The following is a 25,594-nucleotide window of genomic DNA, read 5'->3' on the forward strand; positions in this document are numbered from 1 at the left end:
TATTGGCCTGGCACGTCGCGAACCGCGGGTTGGCCTCGACGACCAGCCGCACTACCCTATCATTCCGTAAATGACTTGGCGTATGGAGATGTTTACGGAATGATAGGGAGTATGAGCGCGCTTTACTCCGCCGAGGACGTCGCCGAGCTCCTTGGGCTGCACGTCCGCACGGTGCGCGGCTACGTGCGCGACGGCCGGCTGCCGGCGGTACGCATCGGCAAGCAGTACCGCATCGCGGCCGAGGACGTCGACGCGCTGACGGGCGGCCGCACCGCCGCGGCCCGCCCCGAGCCGGCGGCGACGTCGCCGCGGGTGGAGGTGTCGGCCATCGTGCAGCTCGACGGCGTCGACCGGTCGACCGTCGACCGCCTCACCACGCTCGTGACGGCCGCGGCCGGCGGCCGGTCCGGCGGCGCGCGGCTGCACGTCCAGACCGTGTACGACCCGCACCGGCACAGCCTGAAGATCGTGGCCATCGGCAGCCCCGGCGACACCGCGGCGCTGGTCGGCCTCGTCGGCACGTTCACCGACTCGGAGTTGTGATGTCGATCTACCGGTCCGACGCCGCGCGCGACGCCGTCGAGGAGGGCTACCGGGCGCTCCTCGACCGCTGGCCCGTGCCGGCGATGCGGACGACGCTGCCCACCCGCCACGGCGACACGTTCGTCCTCGCCAGCGGCCCCGACGACTCCCCGCCGGTGGTGCTGCTGCACGGCGCCGGCTTCAACTCGGCGGCGTGGACGGGCGACGCGGCGCTGTGGGCGCGCACCCACCGGCTCTACGCCGTCGACGTCCTCGGCGAGGCGGGGCTCAGCGCGCCGGTCCGCCCGCCGCTGGCCTCCGCCGCCTACGCCGAGTGGCTCGACGACGTGCTCGACGGGCTCGGCGTCGCCCGGGCGCCGTTCGTCGGCGCGTCGCTGGGCGGCTGGCTGGCGGTCGACTTCACGGTGCGCCGGCCGGACCGGGTGGAACGGCTGGCGCTGCTGGTCCCGGGCGGCCTCGGGCGGCAGAAGCACGCCGCGGTGCTGGCGTCGCTCGCGCTGCTGCCGTTCGGCCGGCGCGGCCAGCGGGCGGCCGTCGCTCTCGTGCTCGGCCCGCGCGCTCCCCTCGGCGCTGGCGACGGCGACGACGCGACCCTGCGGGCGCTCGGCGACCACCTGATGCTCATCCAGCGCGGCTTCCGGTACCGGCTCGATCGCCTGCCGACGTTCACCGACGAGCAGTTGCGCGGCATCGACGTGCCGGTGCTGGTCGTCGCCGGGGCGAAGGATCGCATGCTCGACGCGCGGCACACTGCCCGGCGGGTCCGGCGGCTGATCGCCGGCGCCACAGTCACGCTGCTGCCCGGCCTCGGCCACGTCCCCGCGGGCTACACGGAGTCCGTCCACCACTTCCTCACGAACGGAGACCCACGATGACCAGCGAGGTCCAGGCGCTGCGCGACCGGCTCCGCGCCGACCTCACCGCCGCGATGAAGGCGCGCAGGCCCGACGTCGTCACCGCGCTGCGGACCGCCCTGGCCGCCGTCGACAACGCTGAGGCCGTCGCCCCGAGCGAGCAGCCGAGCGCGGCCACCAGCGAGCACGTCGCCGGCGCCCACACCGGGCTCGGCGCGGCCGAGGCGGAGCGGCGCGAGCTGACCGCCGGCGACGTCCGGTCGATCCTGCGGGCGCAGGTGAGCGAGCGGCGTACCGAGGCCGAGCGGTACGACGCGCACGGCCGTCACGACGCCGCCGACCGGCTCCGCCGCGAGGCCGACGCGCTGGTCCCGTACCTCGGGTCCCAGGAGGGCCGGGCAGACCGGCGATGAGAGGGGGCCGGAGGCCTCTTCGACGTCGTCGGTTCGAGACGCCGAGCCAGGGTGACCGTACCTGCGACCATGCCCGGCACGACGACATCCAGGAGCTAGGACGGCGTAGCGTTGAGTCATGGCGGATACCGACAGCGCCGCGTCCACGCCCGGCGACCTGGCCCGGCGGCTCGACGCCGCCGGATACCTGGCCGACGACGGGCTGGCGACGGCGGCGTTCCTCGCGTTGCGCATGGGCCGGCCGCTGTTCCTCGAGGGCGAGGCCGGGGTGGGCAAGACGTCGCTCGCCCAGGCGCTGGCCGAGGTGCTCGGCGCGCCGCTGATCCGGCTGCAGTGCTACGAGGGCGTCGACGCCGCGCAGGCGCTGTACGACTGGGACTTCCCACGCCAGCTGCTGCACCTGCGCGCGGCCGAGGCGGCCGGCGTCACCGACGTCGACCAGCTCGAGCACGAGCTGTACGACCGCCGGTTCCTGCTGGCCCGGCCGCTGCTGCGGGCGCTGGAGACGACGCCGTCGGTGCTGCTGGTCGACGAGGTCGACCGCGCCGACGACGAGTTCGAGGCGTTCCTGCTCGAGGTGCTGTCCGACTTCACCATCTCGATCCCCGAGCTCGGCACCGTCCGCGCCGAGACGCCGCCGGTCGTCGTCGTCACGAGCAACCGCACCCGCGAGGTGCACGATGCGCTCAAGCGGCGTTGCCTCTACCACTGGCTGGCGCACCCGACGTTCGAGCGCGAGGTCGCGGTCATCCGGCGGCGGCTGCCCGGCGTGAGCGAGCGGCTGGCCGATGACGTCGCCCGCGCGGTGCAGCGGCTGCGCGGCGCCGACCTGCTGAAGCCGCCCGGGCTGGCCGAGTCGATCGACTGGGTGACGGCGCTGACGGCGCTCGGCGCGACCGAGCTGTCGGCCGACCTCGCGACCCGGACGCTCGGCGCGGTGCTCAAGTACCAGGAGGACACCGAGCGGATCATGGGCGAGGTCGCGGAGCTGGCCGGCCGGCCATGAACGAGGCGCCGGCGGTCGCCGAAGAGGTCCTCGGGTTCGCCCGGCGGCTCGCTGCCGCCGGCGTCGACGTCCCGCCCACCCGCGTGCACGCCATGCTCGAGGCGCTCGACGTGCTGGGTGCGGCGTCGCTGCGGTCGGTCTACTGGTCCGGGCGGACGACCCTGTGCGCGTCGCCGGAGGACGTCGAGCGGTACGACCGCGTGTTCGCCGCCTACTTCAGCCGGCAGCCGGACCGCCCGCCGCGGCGCGTCACCGTCCCGCCCGTCGCCCGACTGGTCGCGCTGCCCGACGACCCCGGCGGCGCCCGCGACGGCGACGACGCCGATCCTGACCGGCAGCGGGTCGCCACCGCCAGCCGCATCGAGGTGCTCCGTCACCGCGACGTGACGACCTTGGGCGCGGCGGACCGGGCCGAGGTCGACCTCTACGTCAGCGCGCTGCTGCCGGCCGCCCCTGACCGCACCACCCGCCGGCTGCGCCCGTCGCCGTCGGGGCCGGTCGACGCCCGGCGGACGGTCCGGAGCATGCTCCGCCACGGCGGCGAGCCGGTCGACCTGCGGCGGCACCGGCACGGACGGCGGCAGCGGCGGGTGGTCTTCCTCGTCGACGTCAGTGGATCGATGGCGGCGTACGCCGAGACGCTGCTGCGCTTCGCCCACGCCGCCTGCCGCGTCCGTCCGGGGACCGAGGTGTTCACCGTCGGCACGCGACTCACCCGCGTCACCCGTGAGCTGCGGCGACGCGACCCGGCGGTGGCGCTGGCGGCGGCGTCGGCGGCCATCGACGACTGGAGCGGCGGCACCCGGCTGGGCGACGAGCTGAAGGAGTTCCTCGACCGCTGGGGGCAGCGCGGCACCGCCCGCGGCGCCGTCGTCGTCATCGGCAGCGACGGCTGGGAGCGCGGCGACCCGGCGCTGCTGGCAGCCCAGATGGCCCGGCTGGCGCGGCTGGCCCGGCGCATCGTATGGGTGAACCCGCACCGAGGGTATAAAGGATACAGTCCAAGCACCGGCGGCATGCGGGCGGCGTTGCCGCACGTCGACCGGCTCGTCGCCGGTCACTCGCTGGGCGCGATGGAGGAGCTGGCCAGGCTGCTCGGCGGTCGCGAGCCGTCCAGGAGGGGTGGTGACCGTGCAGGAGGTCATGCGTGAGCTGGTGAGCGCCGCCGGCGACGGCGAGCGGACCGGCCTGGTCACCGTCGTCAGCACGTTCAAGTCCGCGCCCCGCCAGCCGGGCGCGTCGATGGCCGTCACCGCGTCAGGCGAGGCGGTCGGCAGCGTCTCCGGCGGCTGCATCGAGGGCGCGGTGTACGAGCTGGCGCAAGAGGTCATGGCCGGCCGGCCGCCGCTGCTGCAGCGCTACGGCGTCAGCGACGACGACGCGTTCGCGGTCGGGCTGACCTGCGGCGGGATCATCGATGTGTTCGTCGAGGCGGTGGACCGGTCGACGTTCCCGGCGCTGGCCGAGGTCGCGTCGAGCATCGACGCGTCGGCGCCGGTCGCCGTCGCCACCGTCGTCGCCGGGCCAGGCGACGTCGGCGCGCACCTCGTCGTCTGGCCGGACCGCGTCGCGGGATCGCTGGGCGGCGCGCGGCTCGACGACGCCGTCGCCGACGACGCGCGCGGCATGCTCGACCAGGGGATGACCGGCATCCGCCGCTACGGCGCTTCGGGGGAGCGCAGGTTGGACGATCTCGAGGTGTTCGTGCAGTCGTTCGCGCCGCGGCCGCGCATGCTGGTGTTCGGCGCGATCGACTTCGCCGCCGCGCTGGTCCGGGTCGGCCGGTTCCTCGGCTACCGCGTGACGGTGTGCGACGCGCGGCCGGTGTTCGCGACGCCGCGGCGGTTCCCCGACGCCGACGAGGTCGTGGTCAAGTGGCCGCACGACTACCTCGCATCGACGAACGTCGATGAGCGCACCGTGATCTGCGTCCTCACCCACGACCCCAAGTTCGACGTGCCGCTGCTGGCCGCCGCGGTCCGCACACCGGCCGCGTACATCGGCGTCATGGGGTCGCGGCGCACCCACGACGACCGGCTGGAGCGGCTGCGCGCCGAGGGGGTCACCGACGCCGAGCTGGCGCGGCTGGCGTCGCCACTGGGCCTCGACATCGGCGCCCGGACGCCGGAGGAGACGGCGGTGTCGATCGCCGCCGAGATCATCGCGGCGCGGTGGGGCGGGTCCGGCCGGCGGCTGCGCGACACCAGCGGACCGATCCACCGCGAACCGCTCGCCGCCGATGCCCTCTGACGTCGCCGGCTTGGTGCTGGCCGCCGGGTCGGGCTCCCGGTACGGCGGGCCGAAGGCGCTGGTCGAGTACGAGGGGTCGCGCCTGGTCGACCGTGCTGTGCGGCTGCTGTCCGCCGGCGGCTGCGACCCGGTGTTCGTGGTGTCCGGCGCCGTGCCGCTGAGCGTGGCCGGCGCGATCGTCGTGCACAACCCCGGCTGGGCGACCGGCATGGGGTCGTCGCTGCGGGCCGGCCTGCGCGCGCTGAGCTGGTCGGCGGCCGACGCGGTGGTGGTCGCCCTGGTCGACCAGCCCTGGGTCGGCGCCGAGGCGGTGACGCGGCTGCGGGCCGCGTGGGCGTCCGGCTCGGTGTCGGTCGCCGTGGCCACCTACGACGGCCGCCGCGGCAACCCCGTCCTGTTGTCCCGGAGTGTCTGGCCCGAGGTCGCCGCCCTGGCCGAGGGCGACGTCGGCGCCCGCCCCTTCATGACGGCCCACCGCGACCTGATCACGGCGGTGGACTGCACCGGCACCGGCCTCCCCGCCGACGTCGACACCCCCGCCGACCTCGAGCACCCGGCGTTGCCCCGGCGAGTTCGGGATGGGTGAGCGTCTACTGTCGCCCTGGCAACAGCAGGCGCTCACTCATCGGTGTGGCCACTGCAGGGTGGGGAAGGTGGTGGCCGTCTTCGCTCGTTTGCCGTACCAGCCGTTCTTACTCGGCACCCAGTCGAGGATCGACGCCGGTTCGCCGAGGCCGCCGAGTTCGGCGGCGGTGCGGGCGCCGTGTTCGATGAGCCTTTCGACAAGGCCTCCGAGCTCGTCGGACGCGGTTCGCTCGGTGAGCTCGGCCACCCGGACCGGTGGCCCGAACTCGCGAGTCTCGGTCAGCCGCACGCCTGGCACCCTGCTCAGGTCGTCTGGCGAGATCCAGAACTGCGGCGCCTCGCCGGTGCCCGAGACGTCGATGGCGATCGAGTCGGTGGGCGCGACGAGGCACGGCAGCGGATCCTGGACGTTCCAGACGGCGTACGAGAGCACGGCATCGAGATCGGCGTTGTAGGCGGCCAACGGCCTCGCTACCGTGGCCGGCCCATCGCGATAGCTGTACTGATCGGCGAGCGCGTCCTGCATCATCGGACCGTAGGTGTTCTCCAGTTGCGTCAGCCGGGCGCGCTCGTAGAGCTTGCGCGCCGCCGCGTCGGCCGCTGGAACCCACGCCTCGAGGCGGGCCGAGCCGGCATCGTCGGCCTGCACGACCCGGTAGAGAAGCGGGCTGAGCCCAGGTGGCAGCGCTGCCGCGTACTCGATCACCGCGTAGCTCCACGCGACCCACAGCTCGGGCTCCTGCGACCCGACGAGCGCGATGTCTCGCGACGTGGGCGCGAAGACGAGCAGTTCGCCGTCGACCTTCGCTCGATGGGGCTCGAAGACCTCGGGAACCGCCAGCAGGCCCGAGAGTCGCGACCCCGTCACCTGGACGCCGCGAGCGAACCGGCGGTGCTGCTCGAACCCGATCTCGAGCCCCAGCGTGTTGTCGCGGGCGCGTTCCAGGATCTGGTCGAACGTCTGGCCGAGCACGGTGCCGCCGTCGGCGAACCGCGACGGCTTCACCGGGCGGCCGGGCAGCATGATCCTGGTCGTCAGCAGTGGCGCCGCCGCCGGCGGCATGGGGATGCCGTCTCGCGTTCGGTCCTCGCGCATGGTCGTGGTCGCGCCGACCCCGAGAAAGAGTCCGCCGAGCGACTCTTCCTCCTCTGGGTCGAAGGTGAGCTGCCCAGACGCGGCGTCCGCCACAGTGCCTCCCGGTCGGTCGATCGACCATGCTAACCGGGCGGGTCAGAGCGGGGGAGCGGCGGCGGCGAGCGCCGACAGCGCCGACAGCGCCGAGGTGAAGCAGTCCATCGGCGGCTGGACCAACCCCGCGCCGACCTGGCCGGTGCCGGCGACCCGGCCGGCGATGCCGGTGTTGATCTGCGGCAGCACCCCGGTCCGCGCCACCAGCGTGACGTCGATGCCGGTCGGGGCGCCGCGGAACTCCAGGATCGGGATCGCGTACGCCGGATTCTCACCCACGGTGATCTCGTACATCAGCCGGCTGGTGGCCAGCGCGTCCGGCACCGACCCGCCGACGAACCGGACGATGGCCGGCGCGGCCGCCATCGCGAACCCGCCGAGGCCGATCGTCTCGGTGATCGCGGAGTCGCCGATGTCAGGGTTCGCGTCGTCCGGGCCGTAGGCGCCCAGGTACAGCCCGGCGGGCGTGTTCGCCGGCGCCGTGAACCACCGGCCGCCCGTCCCGGAGATCTGCAGGCCGAAGTCGGTGCCGTTGCGAGCCATCGCGGTGACGACGGTGCAGCCGGGGAGGTCGGCGGCGGCCGCGGTCTCCAGCTTCCCGGCCGGCATGACGAGGTTGAGGAAGAAGTGGTCGTTCCCGCCGACGAACGACGCCACCGCGGCGACGTCCGACGACGGCGCGCCGCTGTCGATCAGGGCGGGCAGCAGGTCGCGCAGCAGCATGAGGGTGCCGGCGCGGTTGCGGTTGTGGCCCTCGTCGCCCATCTGGACCATCTGCGCGACGATCGCCTTGACGTCCACCGGCCCGCCCCGCCGGACGGCGGCCTGCAACAGCGGTCCCAGCACCGACGCCATCCAGCGCAGCCGCTCGAGTACGTCCGGCCCGTACGCGCCGTAGCGCAGCACCGCCCCGAGGCCCTCGTTCAGCGAGCACCACGCGGTCGTGTCGGTGGCCGGATCGCGCAGCTCGAACAGCCACATCGACGGCGACACGACCCCGGCCATCGGCCCGACGCCGCCGCGGTCGTGACACGGCGACCACTCCACCCCATCGCCCGCGGCGAGCAGGGCCTCGGCCGAGGACGGCGACGACGCCAGGCCCTCGAACAGCATCGCCCCGATCAGCGCGCCGCGCAGCGGCCCGGATGCCCGCTCCCACGTGATCGGCGGCCCGGCGTGCAGGAACTGCCCGGGCTCGAGTCCGAGCACCTCGCGGGCCGGCCGGACGTCCACCAGCTCCGCTCCCGCCGCCAGCATCCGCGACAGCGCCAGCGCGTTGGCGTCCGGCCGGCGTGGGTCGGCGAGCACCCGGGCGAGGTCGTCCTCCGTCCCGGCCACCGGCGGCCGCCAGTCGACCGTCGTGACGGGCACCGCCTGGGCGGTCAGCGCGGCCGCGAACAGGTCGACGCCGGCGCTGACGACGCGCGGCTCCTCGCGCAGCAGGTCAGTCATCGGCACCCCGGTTGACCAGCGCGATCGCCCCGCGGGCGGCCGTGGCGTTGGACAGGTGCACCGACGCGCCCGCGTCGCGCAGCGCCCGCGCCTGCGACTCCAGACCCTGCGGGTCGTCGGCGGTGCCGATCAGCGCGACGACGACGGCGAGGTCGCGGCCGCGCGCTCCGGCGACGTTGCGGGCGCGGACGATCGCCGGCGCCAGCTCGGCGGCCGGGTCCGGGTGCGCACCGTGGCCCAGCACGACGTCGAGCAGGACGACGCCGCAGGACGGGTCGCGCGCCTCGGCCAGCAGCCGCTCGGTCCGCAGCGAGTTGTCGATCATCGGGTGCGGCCGGCCGCGGGTCAGCTCGTCGTCGCCGAAGTCGATCATCGCGTGGCCCTCGGCCCACAGGCCGGGTCCGAGCGTCCACGACGGTTCCAGCGGGATGTTCGAGCGCACCGGCCCGAACTCCGCGCTGACCAGCAGCATCGCCTCGTCGCAGAGCGTGCCGCCGGCGTACAGGCCGCGGATGTAAGGGTACGGACCGGTCGCGGGCGCCGTCGACGGCCACGACCGCGGCGCGCGCCACTCGGCGCCGGCGGTGGTCACGACGGTCTCCGCGACGGCGGTGAGGTCGGGGAGGCCGGGCCCGAGCAGCGCGAGCACGACCGGCTTGCCGAGCTTCTCCGCCCGTTCCCGGACGGCCTCGGCGACCTCCGGCGCGGGCGGCTTGCTCACGACGACGACCACCTCGGTCGCGTCGTCGTCGGCCAGCAGGTCCAGCGCCGCGAGCGTCGACGCGCCACCGACCGCGGCGGACAGGTCGCGCCCGCCGACGCCGATGCAGTGGCTGATGCCGACGCCCGCGCCGTCGACCAGGCCGAGCAGCTGCTGCGCGCCGGTACCGGACGCGGCGACGACGCCGACCGGCCCCGGCCGCACGACGTTGGCGAACCCGAAGCCGACGCCGCCGATCACCGCCGTCCCGCAGTCCGGGCCCATCACCAGCAGGCCGCGCTCGCGGGCCTCCTGCTTGAGCCGGACCTCCTGCTCGACCGGCACGTTGTCGGAGAACACGACGACGTGCAGGCCGTGCTGCAGCGCGTCCATCGCGTCGGCGAACGCGTACCGGCCGGGCGTCGAGACGAACGCGACGGTGCCGCCGTCGCGGCGGGCGGCCGAGCCGACGGTGCGCGGCGGGGCGGTGGCGCCGAAGCCGCCGCCGTCGTCGCCGGACGGACGGGCGGCCAGCGCCGACTCCATCCGCGCCAGCGCCCGGCCGAGTGCGGCGTCGTCGTCCGCCGTCACGCCGACGACGAGGTCGTTCGGGCTCGCCGCGGGGACGTCGAAGCCCATGCCGCCGAGCAGGTCGAGGTTCAGCTGGGTGGCCATCGCGACCAGCGCGCCGCCGACCCCGTCCTCGCCCCGGACCGCCTGGCTGACCTGCATCAACGTCACCGAATCGTGGTAGGTGCCGGCGCGCACCTCGACGTGGCGGATCACCGGGTGGCCCCCGCGAGCGCGGCCAGCGCGACCCGGGCGCCCAGCCGCATCGCCGCGCCTGACGTGTGCCCGACGGCGAGCAGCCGCCGCTCGGTCGCGTCGACGTCGCCGCGGGCCGAGCCGAGCGCGGCCAGATAGGCGGTGAACTGCGGGACGGCCAGCCCGCGGGCGGCGTAGGGGAGCAGGCCGGCGGAGACGGCCGTGGTGCGGTGCAGCGGCCCGGCGGCCTCGACGGCGTCGGCCAGGCGGGCGGCGGCGCGGGGTCCGACGGCGGTGGCGACCACCAGCGCGCCGGCCAGGACGTCGTCACCGGCCGGAGTCAGGCCGGGGCCGAGCCCCAGCAGCCCGTCGACCGCTTCGGCGAGCTCGTCGCCGTCGCCGCACAGCAGCGCCAGGCCGAGCCGCCCGGCGGCCGCGACGACGGCGCCGTCCAGCGCCGGCTGGTCGGTCTGCCCGGCGGTGCGGCGGCGGGCCAGCCCGATGTCGCCGATGACGGCCGCGCGCGCCCGCCACCACCGCGCGACGGTGACGACCGCGCCGTCGTCGTCGCCGATGCGCAGCTCGCCCTCGCCCACCAGCGCGCGCTGGCCGGGCCGCAGCCCCGCCACCGGCCACGGCGTGACGACCGCGCACGGCAGACGCACGGCGGCCGGACCGGTGAGGCAGAGCAGCACCGGCCCGGCGCCGTGGTCGACCAGGACGGCGGTGAGCGTGCGGGTGGCGGCCACGACCTCCCCGGCGAGTCGTGGGCCCCCCACGAGGGCGGCAACGGTGGTGCTCGCGGCGCCCGGCAGCACCTGCCGTGACGCGTCACCCGGCCACGGCCGGGTGGCCCGGACCCCGGTCGGGACCGTCGGTGCCGGCACTCGCAGCCTCCGTTCCGTCCAAGATCACCTGAACTGGGACTGCCACGAACGTAGCCGGGACCGCTACCGTCGTCGCATGGGCAAACTTGCCAACGATCCGGCCCCGGGTTCGCCGGAGTTGCCAGCGGCCGGCGGCAAGTGGCCGTCCCGCGCCGTGGCGGGGCTGACGGTGCGCAAGGCGATGGAGATCCCCGCGCTGGCCGGTGCGCGGCTGCTGGCGGGGGAGGACGGCCTCGATCGCGTCGTCCAGCGCGCCAACATCATGGAGGTCCCGGACATCCTGCCGTGGGTGAAGCCGCACGAACTGCTGCTCACGACCGGGTACCCGCTGCGCAACACCCCGCAGGGGCTGCCCGGCCTCGTCGCCGAGCTGGACGCGCGCGGGCTGGCCGCGCTCGCCGTCAAGCTGCATCGCTACCTCGACGCGCTGCCCGACGAGATGGTGCACGAGGCGGACCGGCTCGGGCTGCCGCTGTTGCTGCTGCCCGACGCGGTCGGGTTCGACGACATCCTCAACCAGGTGCTCACCGGCGTGCTGAACAAGCAGGCGGCGGCGCTGGAGCGGTCGTGGGAGGTGCACCACGCGCTGCTGTCGGTGGTGCTCGAGGGCGGCGGTCTGACCGAGCTGGTCACGAAGACGTCCGCGGTGCTCGGCGTGCCGGTCATGGTGACGACGGCCGACGGGCGGGTGCTCGCCGAGGGCGGCAACCTCGACGACCTCGCGTCCTGGCGGCACACGCCGTGCTTCGACACGTCCGGCCGATTCCGCACCGAGTACGAGCCCGGCGGCGTCCACTCCCATGTCGACGTGCCCGGCTGGCACGCCGTCGTGTCGATCGTCGCCGGGCGGGTCGACCACGGGCGCATCGTGGCGTTCGCCCGGCACCGCGCCCTCGACGACGCCGACGTCAACGTGCTGGAACGGGCCGCGACGGTCGCCGCGCTGGCGGTGAACAAGCAGCTCGCCGTCACCGCCGTCGAGAGCAAGTACCGCGGCGACTTCCTGCGGGACGTGCTGTCCGGCCGGGCCGGCGACCGGGACCGGATCGTGGCGCACTGCGAGTCGTTGGGCTGGGACGTCGGCCGCGACCTCGTCGTCGTCGTGGCCGAGCTGGACCCGGAGAGCGGGCCGGCCGGGTCGGCGGGGCTGCAGCTGCGGCCGGTGCAGGAGCGGTTCACCGTCGCCTGGCAGTCGGTCGTGCAGCGGCGCGACCCGCGGGCCGCCGTCGTCGGGTTCGCGCAGGAGGTGGTGGCGCTGCTGCCGGTGGGCGCGCGCCCGGACCCCGAGTCGTCCGTCCGCGACGTCGTCCGCCAGGTCTCCGGCGACGGTGGCGGCGGGCGCCGCTCGTTCTCCACCGGCGTCAGCCGCGTCGTCGACGACCCCTCGCGGCTGCCCGTCGGGTACGAGCAGGCCCGCCGCGCCGTCGACGTCGGGCGGCAGATGAACGGCCGCGGGTCACTGGCGCACTTCGACAGCCTCGGCTCGTTCCGGCTGCTCAGCCAGATCGAGGACCGCGACGAGCTGCGCGGCTTCGTCCGCGAGACCCTGCACGGCCTCGCCGCCGACGACGACCCGGAGATGGAGGACCTGCGGCACACCCTCAAGGTGCTGCTCGACACCAACCTCAACGTCGCCGAGGCCGCCCGGCAGCTGCACTTCCACTACAACACGCTGCGGTACCGCATCAGCAAGCTGGAGCGCATGCTCGGCCCGTTCACCACCGACCCCGAGCTGCGGCTCGACCTTGCGCTGGCGCTCAAGGTGCTGCAGATGCGCGGGCTCAGCTGAAGGCGCGGGGCAGGCTGAACGCGGGGAACAGGGTGTCGTCCATGAATCGGGTGACCCGGGCGATCCGGTCGCCGTCGAGGGTGAGGACGACGAGCCCGGCGGGCGCCGCGTCGAGGTAGCAGCCGAACGCGGGCTGAGCGTTGGCCCTGGTGGGAAGCAGTGCGTACCGCCGGCCGTCGCGCCAGGTCGCGCTGGCGTGGAGGAAGCCGGCGATCGCGGCAGTGCCGACGTACTGGTGCGGCGCCGGCGGCATGGCCAGCCAGGCGTCGTCGGTGAGCAGCGCGATCACGGCCTCGACGTCGTCGGCGACGAACGCGGCGGCGAACCGTCGGCTGAGGCTGCGTTCGCCGGCCGAGCCGTGCGCCGGCGGCTGGGTGGCCGGCGGCCGCGTGGCCGGCGAGCGCAGGGTCGATCTGGCCCGCTGCAACGCCCCCTTGAGCGCCGTCGATGTCGTGTCGAGAACGACCGCCGCCTCCGCCAGCGGGAAGCCGAGCACGTCGCAGACCACCAGGGCGGCGGTCTGCCGCGGCGGCAGCTGCTGGAGCGCCTCGACGAAGGCCAGCTCGACCTGCTCGCGGCGCAGGTAGGCGGACTCGGGCAGCAGGACGTCGGGGTAGGGCTGCACCCACGGGACCTCGTTGTGCCGTGTCGGCTCCGGCGCGTCGAACGGCGGCACCGGCGCGAGCGGCGGCCGGCGTCCCGCGTCGCGGATCGCGTTGAGGCAGCGGTTCGTCGCGATGCGGTACAGCCAGCCGCGCACCGACGACCGGCCCTCGAACCCGGGCAGCCCGCGCCACGCCGCCAGCAGCGTCTCCTGTACCGCGTCCTCGGCGTCGGGCAGCCGGCCGAGCAGCCGGTAGCAGTGCAGGTGCAGCTCCCGGCGATAGGGGTCGACGAGCTCGGCGAACGCGTCCTGGTCGCCGGCTCGCGCGCGAGTGAGCAGCGCCGAGGTCACCGACGCATCGTCGCACGACCGTTCCGTTCCGTGGCGCGCCGGTGTCTGTACGGGGGAAGGTCCCTTCGAGAGAGGAACGATCATGACTCGTGCCGCCCTGGACGTCGCGCTCGCCTACCACCACGCGTGGGCCGGCGGCGACCTGGACGCCGCGCTCCGTTACATCGCCGACGACGTCGTCTGCGAGGCACCGCCAGGCCGCCTGGAGGGCGTCGACGCCTATCGCGCGTTCCTGGAGCCGTACGTGACGGAGCTGGTCAGCGCGTCGCTGATCGCCGCGTTCGGCGACGACGAGACCGCGCTCGTCATGTACGACTCGGCGACCCGGCTGGTGGCGCAGGCGCCCGGCGCCGAGTGCGTCCGCGTCGCCGGTGGGCGCATCGTGCACAGCTGGTTCGTCTTCGACCGCGCCCCGTTCATGGTCGCCCGGGAGGCCGTGGTTGGATCGGTGGATGCCCAAGCCCCCGCTCCCTGACGACATCAGCGAGTTCCTCGCCAAGCCCAACCCCGCCGTCATGGCGACCATCGGCCCGGGTGGTCCGGTCTCCGTCGCGACCTGGTACATCTGGGAGGACGGGCGCATCCTCATCAACCTCGACGAGTCCCGCAAGCGGGTCGAGCACCTGCGTGCAGACCCGCGGGTCAGCCTCACGGCGCTCGCCGCCGACTGGTACACGCACGTCAGCGTCCAGGGCCGCGTCGTCGAGATCGTCGACGACGAGGACCTGGCCGACATCGACCGGCTGTCGCGGCACTACCTCGGCCACGCCTACGGCGTGCGCCACCGCCGCCGCGTCAGCGCCTGGATCGAGGTCGACCGCTGGCACGGCTGGGGGAAGTTCGCCGAGCGCTGAGTGGTCGCTTCACCGTCAGCGCAGCCCGACGGCGTCGTGGCGCCAGAAGATCTCCGAGTAGACGAGCGTGCCGGTCATCCACGGCTCGTACGCGCTGAGCGTCCGGACCTGGAACGCGGCGTCGGGGATGCGCAGCGACGGCCGGCGGAACCCGAGCGGCTCGCCGGGCTCGAACCCGAACCTCGGGTAGTAGCCCGGCGAGCCCTCCAGGAACACCGCGGGCGCCCCCTGCTCGTCGGCCAGGTCCAGGCCTTGGGTGATCAGCTTTCCGCCGATGCCTCGGTTCTGGTGTGAGGGGAGCACCCCGACCGGGCTCAGCACCAGCACGTCGACGAGCTTTGCGGGCGCGTCGAGCAGGCTGCGGGTGAGCAGCACGTGCCCGACGATCTTCTTGTCGTCGACGGCGACCAGGGAGAGGCCGTTGCCGGGTTCGACCAGGCCGCGGAGGTCGTGGTTGAGGTTCGCGACGTGCTCGCCGTCGTCGCCGAACGCCTGCCGGTGCACGTCGTCCACGGCCTCCTGGTCGGCGGGTTCCTCCGGGCGCAGCTCCATGGCGGTCACCGTAGGTGGCCGTGCCGGCCGGCCGCACGGGGTTTTCTCAGGTCGTGTCCCACGCCAGCTCGGGGGAGATGTCCCGATGCGTCGCGTAGTACTCCGCCGCTGCGACCGCGACCTCCAGTGGCACGACCTGCCTGGCGGGATAGCGACCCGGCTGGCCGCCGGCCACCATCACGACGTCGTCGGCCCCGGAGGCGGCTGTCTCGTTGATCAGAGTGTGGAAGACCTGGTTGTCAGCGGTCACGTACAGCACGAGGCCGAGCCGGTTGTCGCCACCGCAGCCCAGGTGCGCCTCGCCGTCGGCCGCGATCGTCACGATCGTCCGGTGCTCGCCGTCGAGTGCGGTGAGCCGGCGCCGGACCTCGCCGACGTCCGTCAGCGGCGCCTCGTTCTCGCTCGGACCGTCGTCCCAGCAGAGGCTCATTCCGGCTGTGACGCCGTTCATCGCCGTTCCGAGAGCAGGTCGTCGTAGTACTCGCCGAGCGTTGCCGGCAGCGAGTCCCGGTCGATGGTCTCCAGCCGGTCCAGCGTGGCGTCGGGGAGCAGGTGCCGCTCGGTGATGGCTCCGAGTGCGTTCAGCTGGGCCTCCAGGCAGTCCGCCTCCGCCTCCACGGACGCAAGGCTGACCAGCACGTACGACACGATCAGCACGTCCGTCTCGTCGAATCCGGCGTAGACGTCGGTGATCACGTCGGCCGCCAGTTGGCGGGCGGCCGTGTCGCTGCTGGTCAGGCCGCGGAGGTGATCGAGCAGCGCGGCACTCGGCATGCTCATCGCAGCTCCATGTCGGTCACGGTAGGCGCCGGTCCCGGCCGGCCGCACGCGATTTTGCGGCGGCGTTCGGCGCCTTGGCACGCCTGAGCGCCGCGCTTGGCACGGCTGGGCGTCGTTGGCGCGTCCGGAATGTCGGTATTGGCGCGACGTTCAGCCGTGCCAAGGCGCCGGCCGTCCGGAGAAGATCCCGACGCGCTGTCACATTCGGGCTTCGGAAACGACCCATAGGAAGTGAGCGGTCCAACCGGGGCCGCAGGGGAGAGGAGCCGACATGCAGACCGACAGCCGCCAGACCGAGCAGCCGGCCGAAGAGGTCCGCGACGAGCTGCGCGAGGCCTATGACGCCGAGGACGACGAAGAAGGCGAGGTGGACGAGAGGGGCGAGGGAGGCGAGGCCGGGCAGCCGGCGCGGGTGTGACGGGGCCGACAGCGCGTCGCGGCGGGGAGGGCCGGAGGCCGCTGATATTCTCGCAATCGACCGACATCCTTTAAGTCCCGTCCCGTGAGGCGGGGAAGGAGGTCCTGCGAAGCATGTCTCGCGACCTTTCCGGCGCACGCGAAGTGCTCGACGGCGACGACGTCGCCAGGGCACTGACGCGTATCGCGCACGAGGTGGTCGAGCGCAACAAGGGCGCCGCCGACCTCGTCCTGCTCGGTATCCCGAAACGCGGCGTGCCGCTCGCGTACCGGCTGGCCGAACGCATCTCCGCCGTCGAGGGGGTCGAGGTCCCGGTCGGGGCGCTCGACACCACGATGTACCGGGACGACCTGCGGCTGCGGCCGGCCCGGGCGCTCGAGCACACCGACATCCCGAACGGCGGGGTCGACGACCGCATCGTGGTGCTGGTCGACGACGTGTTGTTCTCGGGCCGGACCATCCGGGCGGCGCTGACGGCGCTCGAGGACATCGGCCGGCCGCGCGCCGTCCGGCTGGTCGTCCTCGTCGACCGCGGGCACCGGCAGCTGCCGATCCGCGCCGACCACGTGGGCAAGAACATCCCGACCAGCCTCGCCGAGAGCGTGAAGGTCCGGCTCACCGAGACCGACGGCCACGACGGCGTCCTCCTCGACAAGCCGGGGCGCACCGACGAACAGCAGGAGGCCACCCCGTGATCCGTCACCTGCTGTCCGCCGGCGACCTGTCGCGCGACGACGCCACGCTGGTGCTCGACACCGCCGACGAGATGGCCCGGCTCACCGAGGGCCGCGCCGTGAAGAAGCTGCCGACGCTGCGCGGGCGCACCGTCGTGAACCTGTTCTTCGAGGACTCCACCCGCACCCGCACGTCCTTCGAGCTGGCGGCGAAGCGGCTGTCGGCCGACGTCATCAACTTCTCCGCGAAGGGGTCCAGCCTGTCCAAGGGCGAGAGCCTCAAGGACACCGCGCTGACGCTCGAGGCGATGGGCGCCGACGGCGTCGTCGTGCGGCACTCGTCGAGCGGTGCGCCGTACCGGCTGGCGACGTCGGGCTGGATCAACGCGTGCGTGGTCAACGCCGGCGACGGCACCCACGAGCACCCGACGCAGGCGCTGCTCGACGCGTTCACCATGCGCCGGCACCTCGGCGACCTCGCCGGCAAGCGCATCGTCATCGTCGGCGACGTGCTGCACAGCCGGGTCGCACGCAGCAATGTCCTGCTGCTGGCGACGCTCGGGGCCGACGTCACGCTGGTCGCGCCGCCCACGTTGCTGCCCAACGGCGTCGAACGATGGCCGTGCGCCACGAGCTACGACCTCGACGACGCGCTGACCGGCGCCGACGCCGCCATGATGCTCCGCGTCCAGAACGAGCGCATGAACGACGCCTTCTTCCCGTCCGCGCGCGAGTACAGCCGCCGCTACGGCCTCGACGCCCGCCGCCAGGCGCTGATGCCGCCCGAGGCGCTGGTGCTGCACCCGGGCCCGATGAACCGCGGCATGGAGATCACCGCCGAGGTCGCCGACAGCGCCCGCTCGGTCATCGTCGAGCAGGTCACCAACGGCGTCTACGTCCGCATGGCCGTCCTCTACCTGATGCTGGCCGGCACCAACACCACCACCGAGGAGGCGGCATGAGCGGCACCCTGATCACCAACGCGCGCGTCCTCGGCGGCGACCCGCAGGATCTGCTGATCGACGACGGCGTCATCGTCGCCCTCGGCGCCGAGGCGGCGGCGAAGGCCGGCGAGGGAGCCGAGGTCGTCGACGCGACCGGGCTGATCGCGCTGCCCGGCCTGGTCGACCTCCACACGCACCTGCGCGAACCCGGCCGCGAGGACGCCGAGACCGTCGACACCGGGACGAAGGCGGCGGCACGAGGCGGGTTCACCGCCGTCCACGCGATGGCCAACACCGACCCGGTCGCCGACACCGCCGGCGTCGTCGAGCAGGTCTGGCGGCTGGGCCGCGAGGCCGGCCACGCCGACGTCCGCCCGGTCGGCGCGGTCACCATCGGCCTGAAGGGCGAGCGGCTGGCCGAACTGGGCGCCATGGCCGAGTCGGCCGCCGGCGTGCGGGTCTTCTCCGACGACGGCATCTGCGTCCACGACGCCATGTTGATGCGCCGCGCGCTGGAGTACGTGAAGGCGTTCGACGGCGTCATCGCCCAGCACGCGCAGGAGCCGCGGCTCACCCAGGGCGCGCAGATGAACGAGGGCGAGCTGTCCGGTCGGCTGGGCCTGCGCGGCTGGCCGAGCGTCGCCGAGGAGGCGATCGTCGCCCGCGACGTGCTGCTGGCCGCCCACGTCGGTTCGCGCGTGCACATCTGCCACCTGTCGACGCGCGGCTCGGTCGAGATCGTCCGGCTGGCCAAGGAGCGCGGGCTGCCGGTGACGGCCGAGGTCACGCCGCACCACCTGCTGCTCACCGACGAGCTGGTGGCCGGCTACGACCCGCGCTACAAGGTCAACCCGCCGCTGCGCTCGGCCGCCGACGTCGCCGCGCTGCGCGAGGCGCTGGCCGACGGCACCATCGACATCGTCGCCACCGACCACGCGCCGCACCCGGTCGAGGCGAAGGACTGCGAGTGGGACGCCGCCGCCTTCGGCATGCTGGGCCTCGAGACGGCGCTGTCGGTCGTCCAGCACACCATGGTCGACACCGGCCTGCTCGACTGGGCCGGCGTCGCCGACCGCATGTCGTTCGCGCCGGCCCGCATCGGCCGCTGCGACACCGGCGAGCGGCCGCACGGACGCCCCGTCGCCGCCGGCGAGCCGGCCAACCTCACGCTCATCGACCCGAGCACCACCACCACGGTCGACCCGTCGACGTCAGCGTCGCTGTCGCGGAACACGCCGTACGAGGGCATGAAGCTGCCAGGCACCGTCGTCGCGACGTTCCTGCGCGGCCGGCCCACGCACCACACGCTCCAGACGCACCACACCCCAGGGGGACAGGCATGACGACGAGCCAACCGGCGCTGCTCGTGCTCGAGGACGGCCGGACGTTCCGCGGCCGCTCGTACGGCGCGCCCGGTGAGACGTTCGGCGAGGCCGTCTTCGCCACCGGCATGACCGGCTACCAGGAGACGCTGACCGACCCGTCCTACCACCGCCAGGTCGTGGTGCAGACGGCGCCGCACATCGGCAACACCGGGGTGAACGACGACGACCCCGAGTCCGGCCGCATCTGGGTGGCCGGCTACGTCGTCCGCGACCCCGCCCGCCGTGCGTCGTCCTGGCGCAGCCGGCGCAGCCTCGACGACGAGCTGGCCGCTCAGGGCGTCGTCGGAATCAGCGGCATCGACACCCGCGCGCTCACCCGCCACCTGCGCGAACGCGGCGCCATGCGGGTCGGCATCTCCAGCGTCGAGACCGACGCCGACGCGCTGCGGCAGCGGGTGCTGGACAGCCCGGAGATGCTCGGCGCCGACCTCGCCGCCGAGGTCAGCACGCAGCAGCCCTACGTCGTCCAGGCCAATGGCGAGCGAAGGTTCACCGTCGTCGCGCTCGACCTCGGCATCAAGACGATGACGCCGCGGCGCATGGCCGAGCGCGGCATCGAGACGCACGTGCTCCCCGCGACGGCCACGATCGACGACGTCCTCGCCCACGAGCCCGACGGCCTGTTCCTGTCCAACGGCCCCGGCGACCCAGCGACGGCGGACGCGCCCATGCGCGTCGTCCAGGCGGCGCTCGAGCGCGACCTGCCGTTCTTCGGCATCTGCTTCGGCAACCAGGTGTTCGGCCGCGCGCTCGGCTTCGGCACCTACAAGCTGGGCTACGGCCACCGCGGCATCAACCAGCCGGTGCAGGACCGCGGTACCGGCAAGGTCGAGGTGACGGCGCACAACCACGGCTTCGCGGTCGACGCGCCGCTGGAGGGCACCACCACGACGCCGTACGGCGCCGCCGAGGTCAGCCACGTCTGCCTCAACGACGACGTCGTCGAGGGCCTGGCCCTGCGGGCGAGCGACGGCGCGCTCAAGGCGTTCTCCGTCCAGTACCACCCCGAGGCCGCGGCCGGCCCGCACGACGCCGCCTACCTGTTCGACCGGTTCATCGACGTCATGTCGGCGGCCCGGTCCGCCGCGAAGGAGGCCTGATGCCCAGGCGCACCGACATCGACAGCGTCCTGGTCATCGGCTCGGGCCCGATCGTCATCGGCCAGGCCTGCGAGTTCGACTACTCCGGGACGCAGGCCTGCCGGGTGCTGCGGGCCGAGGGCCTGCGGGTCGTGCTGGTCAACAGCAACCCGGCGACGATCATGACCGACCCCGACATCGCCGACGCCACCTACGTCGAGCCGATCACTCCGGAGTTCGTCGAGAAGGTCATCGCGCTGGAGCGGCCCGACGCGCTGCTGGCGACGTTGGGCGGGCAGACGGCGCTGAACACGGCCGTCGCGCTGCACGAGCGCGGCGTGCTGGAGCGGTTCGGGGTCGAGCTGATCGGCGCGTCCATCGACGCCATCGAGCGCGGCGAGAACCGAGAGTCGTTCAAGAAGATCGTCGAGGAGGTCGGCGGCGAGACCGCCAGCTCGGAGATCTGCCACTCGATGGACGACTGCCTCACCGCGGTGAAGAACCTGGGCTATCCGGTCGTCGTGCGGCCGTCGTTCACCATGGGCGGCGCGGGCTCGGGCATGGCGTTCGACGAGGACGACCTGCGCCGCATCGCCGGGGCCGGGCTCGACGCGTCGCCGACCACCGAGGTGCTCCTGGAGGAGTCGATCCTCGGCTGGAAGGAGTACGAGCTCGAGGTCATGCGCGACGGCGCCGACAACGTCGTCATCGTCTGCTCGATCGAGAACGTCGACCCGATGGGCGTGCACACCGGCGACTCCGTCACGGTCGCGCCGGCGCTGACGTTGACCGACCGTGAGTACCAGATCATGCGCGACCAGGCCATCGCGATCATCCGCGCGGTCGGCGTCGACACCGGCGGCTGCAACATCCAGTTCGCCGTCGACCCCGCCGACGGCCGGCTCATCGTCATCGAGATGAACCCGCGGGTCTCCCGCTCCAGCGCGCTGGCCAGCAAGGCGACCGGCTTCCCGATCGCGAAGATCGCCGCGAAGGTCGCGCTCGGCTACACGCTTGACGAGATCCCGAACGACATCACCACCCGCGACGACGGGCACAGCACGCCGGCGTCGTTCGAGCCGACGCTCGACTACGTCGTGGTCAAGGCGCCGCGGTTCGCGTTCGAGAAGTTCCCGGCCGCCGACTCCACGCTGACCACGCACATGAAGAGCGTCGGCGAGGCCATGGCCATCGGCCGCAACTTCACCGAGGCGCTGCAGAAGGCGCTGCGGTCGCTGGAGAAGTCCGACGGCGCGCTCGACTTCGCGTCCGCGCTGGGCGACAAGGCCGAGCTGGTGCAACGCGTCGCCCGGCCCTACGACGGGCGGCTGCGCGACGTCGTCGACGCCCTGCGCGCCGGCGCCACCGTCGACGAGCTGTACGAGTCCACTCGTATCGACCCGTGGTTCCTCGACCAGCTGCTGCTGCTCACCGAGGTCGCCGACGACGTCCGCGCGGCGCCTCAGCTCACCCCCGACATCCTGCGCGAGGCGAAGCGGCACGGCTTCTCCGACGTCCAGCTGGCGGCGCTGCGCGGCACGTCCGCCGAGGTCGTCCGCGGGGTCCGGCACGCGCTGGGCATCCGGCCGGTGTTCAAGACCGTCGACACCTGTGCCGCCGAGTTCGCCGCGCGCACGCCGTACCACTACTCGTCCTACGACGAGGAGACCGAGGTCCGCCCGCGCGACAAGGACGCGGTGATCATCCTCGGCAGCGGGCCGAACCGCATCGGGCAGGGGATCGAGTTCGACTACTCCTGCGTCCACGCCGCGATGGCGCTGCACGAGGCCGGCTACGAGACCGTCATGGTCAACTGCAACCCCGAGACGGTGTCCACCGACTACGACACCTCCGACCGGCTGTACTTCGAGCCGCTGACCTTGGAGGACGTGCTCGAGGTCGTGCACGCCGAGCGGCAGGCCGGCCCCGTCGCCGGGGTCATCGTGCAGCTGGGCGGGCAGACGCCGCTCGGGCTGGCGGCCGCGCTGGCCGAGGCCGGCGTCCCGATCGTGGGCACGTCGCCGGCCGCGATCGACCTCGCCGAGGACCGCGGCTCGTTCGGCCGGGTGCTCGGCGAGGCCGGGCTGCCCGCGCCCAAGCACGGCACGGCCAGCTCGTTCGGAGAGGCCCGCGACATCGCCCACACCATCGGCTACCCGGTGCTGGTGCGGCCGTCGTACGTGCTCGGCGGGCGCGGCATGGAGATCGTCTACGACGATGACACGCTGGCCGACTACATCGGCCGGGCCACCCAGGCCAGCCCCGAGCACCCGGTGCTGGTCGACCGGTTCCTCGACGACGCGGTCGAGATCGACGTCGACGCGCTGTTCGACGGCGACGAGCTGTACCTCGGCGGCGTCATGGAGCACATCGAGGAGGCCGGCATCCACTCCGGCGACTCCGCGTGCGCGCTGCCGCCGATCACGCTGGGCCGCGACGAGCTGACCCGCATCAAGGCGTCCACCGAGGCCATCGCCCGCGGCGTCGGCGTGCGCGGCCTGCTCAACGTCCAGTACGCGCTGGCCGGCGACGTCCTCTACGTGCTCGAGGCCAACCCGCGGGCGTCGCGGACGGTGCCGTTCGTGTCTAAGGCCACCGGCGTGCCGCTGGCGAAGGCCGCCGCCCGGGTCATGCTCGGCGCGACCATCCAGCAGCTGCGCGACGAGGCCCTGCTGCCCGCGACCGGCGACGCCGTCGACCTGCCCGCCGACGCCCCGGTCGCGGTCAAGGAGGCGGTGATGCCGTTCAACCGCTTCCGCACGCCCGACGGCCGCACCGTCGACACCCTGCTCGGCCCCGAGATGCGCTCGACGGGCGAGGTCATGGGCATCGACGAGCAGTTCGGCACCGCGTTCGCGAAGTCCCAGACCGCCGCGTTCGGCGCGCTGCCGACGTCGGGCACGATCTTCGTCTCGCTGGCCAACCGCGACAAGCGGCACATGATCTTCCCGGTCAAGCGGCTGGCCGACCTCGGCTTCACCATCCTGGCCACCGCCGGGACGGCCGAGGTGCTGCGCCGCAACGGCGTCACCGCCGAGGTCGTCCGCAAACGCTGGGTCGGCCACGAACCCGACGGCACCCCCACGATCATCGGCCGCATCCTCGCCGGCGACGTCGACCTCATCATCAACACCCCCAGCGGCACGACCACCGGCGGCAGCCCGCGCGCCGACGGCTATGAGATCCGCCGCGCCGCCATCCAGGGCAACATCCCCTGCATCACCACCACCCAGGGGCTGGCCGCGGCGGTGCAGGGCATCGAGTCGCTGCGGGCCGAGTCGGTCGGCGTCCGGTCGCTGCAGTCCTGGGCGCAGCGGTCGTGACGGCGTACGACCTGCTGTTCCGGCGGGTGCTGTCGAGGCTCGACGCCGAGAAGGCACACAAGGGCGCGTTCGCGGCGATGCGGCTGGCCGCCCGGGTGCCGGGGCTGGCATCGTACGGACGGCGCCGTCTGGGCCCGTCCGGTGCGAGCGCGGGCGCCGGCGTCGAGGCGTTCGGCCTGCACTTCCCGGGGCCGCTGGGCCTGGCCGCCGGGTTCGACAAGAACGCCGTCGGCATCGACGCCCTGGCCGCGCTCGGCTTCGCGTTCGTCGAGGTCGGGACGGTCACCGGGCGGCCGCAGCCGGGCAACCCCAAGCCGCGGCTGCACCGTCTGGTCGCCGACCGCGCCGTCGTCAACCGCATGGGCTTCAACAACGACGGCGCCGCCGTGGTGGCCGCCCGGCTGGCCCGGCGCCGCCGCCGTCGCGGCGCGCTGCCGGTCGTCGTCGGCGTCAACATCGGCAAGTCCAAGGTGGTGCCCGAGGCCGAGGCCGTCGGCGACTACGAGGCCAGCACCCGGCTGCTCGCCCCCTATGCCGACTACCTGGTCGTCAACGTCAGCTCGCCGAACACGCCGGGCCTGCGCGACCTGCAGGCCGTCGAGCTGCTCCGGCCGCTGCTCAGCGCCGTCCGGGCACAGGCCGACGCCGTCACCACACTCCGGGTGCCGCTGCTGGTGAAGATCGCGCCCGACCTCGGCGACGACGACGTCCTGGCGGTGGCGAAGCTGGCGCTCGAGCTGGACCTGGACGGCATCATCGCGACCAACACCACCATCGGCCGCGACGGGCTGCGCTCCACGCCGATCGCGGTCGAGCGGGCCGGCGCCGGCGGGCTGTCCGGCGCGCCGCTCGCGGGCCGGTCGCTGGAGGTGCTGCGGCTGCTTCGCGGCGCCGTGGGGGAGCGGCTCACGCTGGTCGCCGCCGGCGGCATCACGACCGCCGACGACGCGTACGAGCGGCTGCGGGCCGGCGCGACGCTGGTCCAGGCCTACACCGCGTTCATCTACGGCGGACCGTTCTGGCCGGCCCGCGTGCAGCGCGACCTGGCCCGCCTGATCGAGGAGGACCCCCGATGACCCCCCACCCTCAAGTTGATCTTGGAGTTGTTCGGCAATTGCGGGGGCATTTGTCCGGTAGATACCCGAAGAACTCCAAGATCAACGTGGCTGGGGGGCGGCGATGAGCGCCGGGGAGACGTTCGGGCGGCGGTTGCATGCGGCCATGCGGGCGCGTGGGCCGTTCTGCGCCGGCATCGACCCGCACCCCGGCCTGCTGACCGCCTGGGGGCTCGACGACGACGCCACCGGGCTGGAGCGGTTCGCCCGCACGGCCGTCGAGGCGCTGGGCGAGACGGTCGCGGTGCTGAAGCCGCAGTCGGCGTTCTTCGAGCGGCACGGGTCGCGCGGCGTCGCCGTGCTGGAGCGGGTCGTCGCCGACGCGCGCGCCACCGGGGCGCTGGTCCTGCTGGACGTCAAGCGCGGCGACATCGGCTCGACGATGCAGGCCTACGCCGACGCCTACTGCGACCCGGCGTCGCCGCTGTGCGCTGATGCCGTCACCGTCTCGCCGTATCTGGGCTTCGAGTCGCTGCGCCCGGTGCTCGACACCGCGGCCGCGCACGGCAACGGCGTGTTCGTGCTGGCGTTGACGTCCAATCCGGAGGGCCCGGAGGTCCAGCACGCGCGGACCGCCGACGGCCGCACCGTCGCCGGGACGATGCTCGACCACGTCCGCGCCGCCAACGCCGCCGCCCTCGCCGCCGGCGATCCGCTGGGCGGCGTCGGGGTCGTCGTGGGCGCCACGACCGGCGGGAACGGCGAGGATCTCGCCGTCGGCGGACCCTTGCTCGCGCCCGGCCTCGGCGCCCAGGGAGCCACCGTCGCCGACCTCGCGACGGTGTTCGGGGCCGCCCTGCCGCAGGTCGTGCCTTCGGCGTCGCGGGAGATCCTGTCCGCCGGACCGGACCCGCGGGCTCTCCGCGAGGCAGCCGTCCGGACCATCGAAGATGTCCGTGACCTGCTGTTTCGTGCCTCGGCCGAGGCCTGATCGGCACGAGTTCGGCGACTTCCAGCGCGACACGCGGGGGACCTCGTACCGTGGATTCATCCGGACAGGTACGGTGGATTGCGTTGCTGACCTGGCGGTTCACTCGCTAGGTTCCTGAAACAAGGCCGCCGGAAGCGGTGGTCGGACCCAC

26 protein-coding genes are annotated in these 25,594 nt (G+C 73.7%); 18 read left to right on the plus strand and 8 right to left on the minus strand.

The genetic code is table 11. The features are described from left to right. Positions 1 to 111: 111 nt before the first annotated feature. The 7 genes from BLV05_RS19455 to BLV05_RS19485 all read left to right on the plus strand — a co-directional run bounded on the left by BLV05_RS19455 (position 112) and on the right by BLV05_RS19485 (position 5,652). Positions 112 to 543, plus strand: coding sequence for a helix-turn-helix domain-containing protein (locus BLV05_RS19455; RefSeq protein WP_083421342.1), 432 nt, complete (start codon positions 112 to 114; stop codon positions 541 to 543). Continuing rightward, entirely contained in the window at positions 543 to 1,418 is an 876-nt protein-coding gene (locus BLV05_RS19460) for an alpha/beta fold hydrolase (protein WP_052762981.1), read from the plus strand. Before BLV05_RS19455 ends, BLV05_RS19460 begins: the two co-directional genes overlap by 1 nt. After that, positions 1,415 to 1,810 (plus strand): GatB/YqeY domain-containing protein, encoded by a 396-nt coding sequence (locus tag BLV05_RS19465; RefSeq protein WP_046771764.1) that lies wholly within the window; start codon positions 1,415 to 1,417, stop codon positions 1,808 to 1,810. Before BLV05_RS19460 ends, BLV05_RS19465 begins: the two co-directional genes overlap by 4 nt. 118 nt (positions 1,811 to 1,928) lie before the next feature. Next, positions 1,929 to 2,816, plus strand: coding sequence for an AAA family ATPase (locus BLV05_RS19470; protein WP_046771765.1), 888 nt, complete (start codon positions 1,929 to 1,931; stop codon positions 2,814 to 2,816). Then, positions 2,813 to 3,967, plus strand: a complete 1,155-nt coding sequence (locus tag BLV05_RS19475; RefSeq protein ID WP_046771766.1) for a vWA domain-containing protein — start codon at positions 2,813 to 2,815, stop codon at positions 3,965 to 3,967. Before BLV05_RS19470 ends, BLV05_RS19475 begins: the two co-directional genes overlap by 4 nt. Continuing rightward, a complete protein-coding gene (locus BLV05_RS19480) occupies positions 3,960 to 5,066 on the plus strand; it encodes an XdhC family protein (RefSeq protein WP_046771794.1) in 1,107 nt (368 codons plus the stop codon). Before BLV05_RS19475 ends, BLV05_RS19480 begins: the two co-directional genes overlap by 8 nt. After that, a complete protein-coding gene (locus tag BLV05_RS19485) occupies positions 5,056 to 5,652 on the plus strand; it encodes a nucleotidyltransferase family protein (RefSeq protein WP_046771767.1) in 597 nt (198 codons plus the stop codon). Before BLV05_RS19480 ends, BLV05_RS19485 begins: the two co-directional genes overlap by 11 nt. A gap of 36 nt (positions 5,653 to 5,688) precedes the next feature. On the opposite strand, the gene BLV05_RS19490 is transcribed toward BLV05_RS19485, so the two are convergent. From BLV05_RS19490 to BLV05_RS19505, 4 genes are read right to left on the minus strand one after another with little or no spacing between them, the layout of a single operon-like run. After that, positions 5,689 to 6,840 (minus strand): hypothetical protein, encoded by a 1,152-nt coding sequence (locus tag BLV05_RS19490; protein WP_046771768.1) that lies wholly within the window; start codon positions 6,838 to 6,840, stop codon positions 5,689 to 5,691. Positions 6,841 to 6,882: 42 nt separating this feature from the next. Then, entirely contained in the window at positions 6,883 to 8,292 is a 1,410-nt protein-coding gene (locus tag BLV05_RS19495; RefSeq protein WP_046771795.1) for a YlbE family protein, read from the minus strand. Beyond that, positions 8,285 to 9,778, minus strand: a complete 1,494-nt coding sequence (locus tag BLV05_RS19500; protein WP_197683215.1) for a hypothetical protein — start codon at positions 9,776 to 9,778, stop codon at positions 8,285 to 8,287. Before BLV05_RS19500 ends, BLV05_RS19495 begins: the two co-directional genes overlap by 8 nt. Further along, on the minus strand, positions 9,775 to 10,644 hold the full coding sequence (locus BLV05_RS19505; RefSeq protein ID WP_052762982.1) for an oxamate carbamoyltransferase subunit AllH family protein: 870 nt from the start codon (positions 10,642 to 10,644) through the stop codon (positions 9,775 to 9,777). The genes BLV05_RS19500 and BLV05_RS19505 overlap by 4 nt, the downstream gene beginning before the upstream one ends. Before the next feature lie 76 nt (positions 10,645 to 10,720). Here BLV05_RS19505 and BLV05_RS19510 point away from each other — a divergent pair, with 76 nt between their 5' ends. Beyond that, positions 10,721 to 12,433 carry a PucR family transcriptional regulator gene (locus BLV05_RS19510; protein ID WP_046771769.1) on the plus strand — a complete coding sequence of 571 codons (1,713 nt, stop codon included), beginning with the start codon at positions 10,721 to 10,723 and terminating at the stop codon, positions 12,431 to 12,433. Here the strand turns inward: BLV05_RS19510 and BLV05_RS19515 are convergent. After that, positions 12,426 to 13,388, minus strand: coding sequence for an RNA polymerase subunit sigma-70 (locus BLV05_RS19515; RefSeq protein ID WP_046771770.1), 963 nt, complete (start codon positions 13,386 to 13,388; stop codon positions 12,426 to 12,428). The two genes, BLV05_RS19510 and BLV05_RS19515, sit on opposite strands and share 8 nt — an antisense overlap. Before the next feature lie 82 nt (positions 13,389 to 13,470). Between BLV05_RS19515 and BLV05_RS19520 the strand changes: the two genes are divergently transcribed. Then, a complete protein-coding gene (locus BLV05_RS19520; RefSeq protein ID WP_046771771.1) occupies positions 13,471 to 13,863 on the plus strand; it encodes a nuclear transport factor 2 family protein in 393 nt (130 codons plus the stop codon). Beyond that, positions 13,841 to 14,242, plus strand: a complete 402-nt coding sequence (locus tag BLV05_RS19525) for a TIGR03618 family F420-dependent PPOX class oxidoreductase (protein ID WP_046771772.1) — start codon at positions 13,841 to 13,843, stop codon at positions 14,240 to 14,242. The genes BLV05_RS19520 and BLV05_RS19525 overlap by 23 nt, the downstream gene beginning before the upstream one ends. Positions 14,243 to 14,257: 15 nt before the next feature. Here BLV05_RS19525 and BLV05_RS19530 read toward each other — a convergent pair whose 3' ends face one another. From BLV05_RS19530 to BLV05_RS19540, 3 genes are read right to left on the minus strand one after another with little or no spacing between them, the layout of a single operon-like run. Then, positions 14,258 to 14,794, minus strand: a complete 537-nt coding sequence (locus BLV05_RS19530; RefSeq protein WP_046771773.1) for a GNAT family N-acetyltransferase — start codon at positions 14,792 to 14,794, stop codon at positions 14,258 to 14,260. Positions 14,795 to 14,840: 46 nt separating this feature from the next. Continuing rightward, the gene (locus BLV05_RS19535) at positions 14,841 to 15,245 is read right to left on the minus strand and encodes an Imm1 family immunity protein (protein ID WP_052762983.1); all 405 of its coding nucleotides are present in this window, start codon (positions 15,243 to 15,245) and stop codon (positions 14,841 to 14,843) included. After that, positions 15,242 to 15,574 carry a hypothetical protein gene (locus BLV05_RS19540; RefSeq protein ID WP_046771774.1) on the minus strand — a complete coding sequence of 111 codons (333 nt, stop codon included), beginning with the start codon at positions 15,572 to 15,574 and terminating at the stop codon, positions 15,242 to 15,244. The genes BLV05_RS19535 and BLV05_RS19540 overlap by 4 nt, the downstream gene beginning before the upstream one ends. A gap of 271 nt (positions 15,575 to 15,845) precedes the next feature. On the opposite strand from BLV05_RS19540, the gene BLV05_RS35910 reads away from it, so the two are divergent. The 8 genes from BLV05_RS35910 to pyrF all read left to right on the plus strand — a co-directional run bounded on the left by BLV05_RS35910 (position 15,846) and on the right by pyrF (position 25,443). After that, complete coding sequence (locus tag BLV05_RS35910; RefSeq protein WP_157524275.1) at positions 15,846 to 15,992, plus strand: hypothetical protein; 147 nt, start codon at positions 15,846 to 15,848, stop codon at positions 15,990 to 15,992. Between the two features lie 113 nt (positions 15,993 to 16,105). After that, entirely contained in the window at positions 16,106 to 16,687 is a 582-nt protein-coding gene (gene pyrR, locus BLV05_RS19545; RefSeq protein ID WP_046771775.1) for a bifunctional pyr operon transcriptional regulator/uracil phosphoribosyltransferase PyrR, read from the plus strand. Continuing rightward, positions 16,684 to 17,628, plus strand: coding sequence for an aspartate carbamoyltransferase catalytic subunit (locus BLV05_RS19550; RefSeq protein ID WP_046771776.1), 945 nt, complete (start codon positions 16,684 to 16,686; stop codon positions 17,626 to 17,628). The genes pyrR and BLV05_RS19550 overlap by 4 nt, the downstream gene beginning before the upstream one ends. Further along, positions 17,625 to 18,953, plus strand: a complete 1,329-nt coding sequence (locus tag BLV05_RS19555) for a dihydroorotase (RefSeq protein WP_046771777.1) — start codon at positions 17,625 to 17,627, stop codon at positions 18,951 to 18,953. Before BLV05_RS19550 ends, BLV05_RS19555 begins: the two co-directional genes overlap by 4 nt. Then, positions 18,950 to 20,095, plus strand: coding sequence for a glutamine-hydrolyzing carbamoyl-phosphate synthase small subunit (gene carA / locus BLV05_RS19560; protein WP_046771778.1), 1,146 nt, complete (start codon positions 18,950 to 18,952; stop codon positions 20,093 to 20,095). Before BLV05_RS19555 ends, carA begins: the two co-directional genes overlap by 4 nt. Beyond that, positions 20,095 to 23,397, plus strand: coding sequence for a carbamoyl-phosphate synthase large subunit (gene carB, locus BLV05_RS19565; RefSeq protein ID WP_046771779.1), 3,303 nt, complete (start codon positions 20,095 to 20,097; stop codon positions 23,395 to 23,397). The genes carA and carB overlap by 1 nt, the downstream gene beginning before the upstream one ends. After that, on the plus strand, positions 23,394 to 24,473 hold the full coding sequence (locus tag BLV05_RS19570) for a quinone-dependent dihydroorotate dehydrogenase (protein WP_046771780.1): 1,080 nt from the start codon (positions 23,394 to 23,396) through the stop codon (positions 24,471 to 24,473). The genes carB and BLV05_RS19570 overlap by 4 nt, the downstream gene beginning before the upstream one ends. Positions 24,474 to 24,576: 103 nt before the next feature. Continuing rightward, positions 24,577 to 25,443 carry an orotidine-5'-phosphate decarboxylase gene (gene pyrF / locus BLV05_RS19575; protein ID WP_046771781.1) on the plus strand — a complete coding sequence of 289 codons (867 nt, stop codon included), beginning with the start codon at positions 24,577 to 24,579 and terminating at the stop codon, positions 25,441 to 25,443. Positions 25,444 to 25,594: the final 151 nt, after the last annotated feature.

The organism is Jiangella alkaliphila (assembly GCF_900105925.1).
In the GTDB taxonomy this organism is placed as follows: Bacteria; Actinomycetota; Actinomycetes; order Jiangellales; family Jiangellaceae; genus Jiangella; species Jiangella alkaliphila.

Bases quoted from the DNA above. Each gene is read 5' to 3' on its own strand.
- BLV05_RS19455 (WP_083421342.1), top strand. From the start codon at position 112: ATGAGCGCGCTTTACTCCGCCGAGGACGTCGCCGAGCTCCTTGGGCTG.
- BLV05_RS19460 (WP_052762981.1), top strand. From the start codon at position 543: ATGTCGATCTACCGGTCCGACGCCGCGCGCGACGCCGTCGAGGAGGGC.
- BLV05_RS19465 (WP_046771764.1), top strand. From the start codon at position 1,415: ATGACCAGCGAGGTCCAGGCGCTGCGCGACCGGCTCCGCGCCGACCTC.
- BLV05_RS19470 (WP_046771765.1), top strand. From the start codon at position 1,929: ATGGCGGATACCGACAGCGCCGCGTCCACGCCCGGCGACCTGGCCCGG.
- BLV05_RS19475 (WP_046771766.1), top strand. From the start codon at position 2,813: ATGAACGAGGCGCCGGCGGTCGCCGAAGAGGTCCTCGGGTTCGCCCGG.
- BLV05_RS19480 (WP_046771794.1), top strand. From the start codon at position 3,960: ATGCGTGAGCTGGTGAGCGCCGCCGGCGACGGCGAGCGGACCGGCCTG.
- BLV05_RS19485 (WP_046771767.1), top strand. From the start codon at position 5,056: ATGCCCTCTGACGTCGCCGGCTTGGTGCTGGCCGCCGGGTCGGGCTCC.
- BLV05_RS19495 (WP_046771795.1), bottom strand. From the start codon at position 8,292: ATGACTGACCTGCTGCGCGAGGAGCCGCGCGTCGTCAGCGCCGGCGTC.
- BLV05_RS19510 (WP_046771769.1), top strand. From the start codon at position 10,721: ATGGGCAAACTTGCCAACGATCCGGCCCCGGGTTCGCCGGAGTTGCCA.
- BLV05_RS19520 (WP_046771771.1), top strand. From the start codon at position 13,471: ATGACTCGTGCCGCCCTGGACGTCGCGCTCGCCTACCACCACGCGTGG.
- BLV05_RS19525 (WP_046771772.1), top strand. From the start codon at position 13,841: ATGCCCAAGCCCCCGCTCCCTGACGACATCAGCGAGTTCCTCGCCAAG.
- BLV05_RS19530 (WP_046771773.1), bottom strand. From the start codon at position 14,794: ATGGAGCTGCGCCCGGAGGAACCCGCCGACCAGGAGGCCGTGGACGAC.
- BLV05_RS19535 (WP_052762983.1), bottom strand. From the start codon at position 15,245: ATGAACGGCGTCACAGCCGGAATGAGCCTCTGCTGGGACGACGGTCCG.
- BLV05_RS19540 (WP_046771774.1), bottom strand. From the start codon at position 15,574: ATGAGCATGCCGAGTGCCGCGCTGCTCGATCACCTCCGCGGCCTGACC.
- BLV05_RS35910 (WP_157524275.1), top strand. From the start codon at position 15,846: ATGCAGACCGACAGCCGCCAGACCGAGCAGCCGGCCGAAGAGGTCCGC.
- pyrR (WP_046771775.1), top strand. From the start codon at position 16,106: ATGTCTCGCGACCTTTCCGGCGCACGCGAAGTGCTCGACGGCGACGAC.
- BLV05_RS19555 (WP_046771777.1), top strand. From the start codon at position 17,625: ATGAGCGGCACCCTGATCACCAACGCGCGCGTCCTCGGCGGCGACCCG.
- carA (WP_046771778.1), top strand. From the start codon at position 18,950: ATGACGACGAGCCAACCGGCGCTGCTCGTGCTCGAGGACGGCCGGACG.
- carB (WP_046771779.1), top strand. From the start codon at position 20,095: ATGCCCAGGCGCACCGACATCGACAGCGTCCTGGTCATCGGCTCGGGC.
- pyrF (WP_046771781.1), top strand. From the start codon at position 24,577: ATGAGCGCCGGGGAGACGTTCGGGCGGCGGTTGCATGCGGCCATGCGG.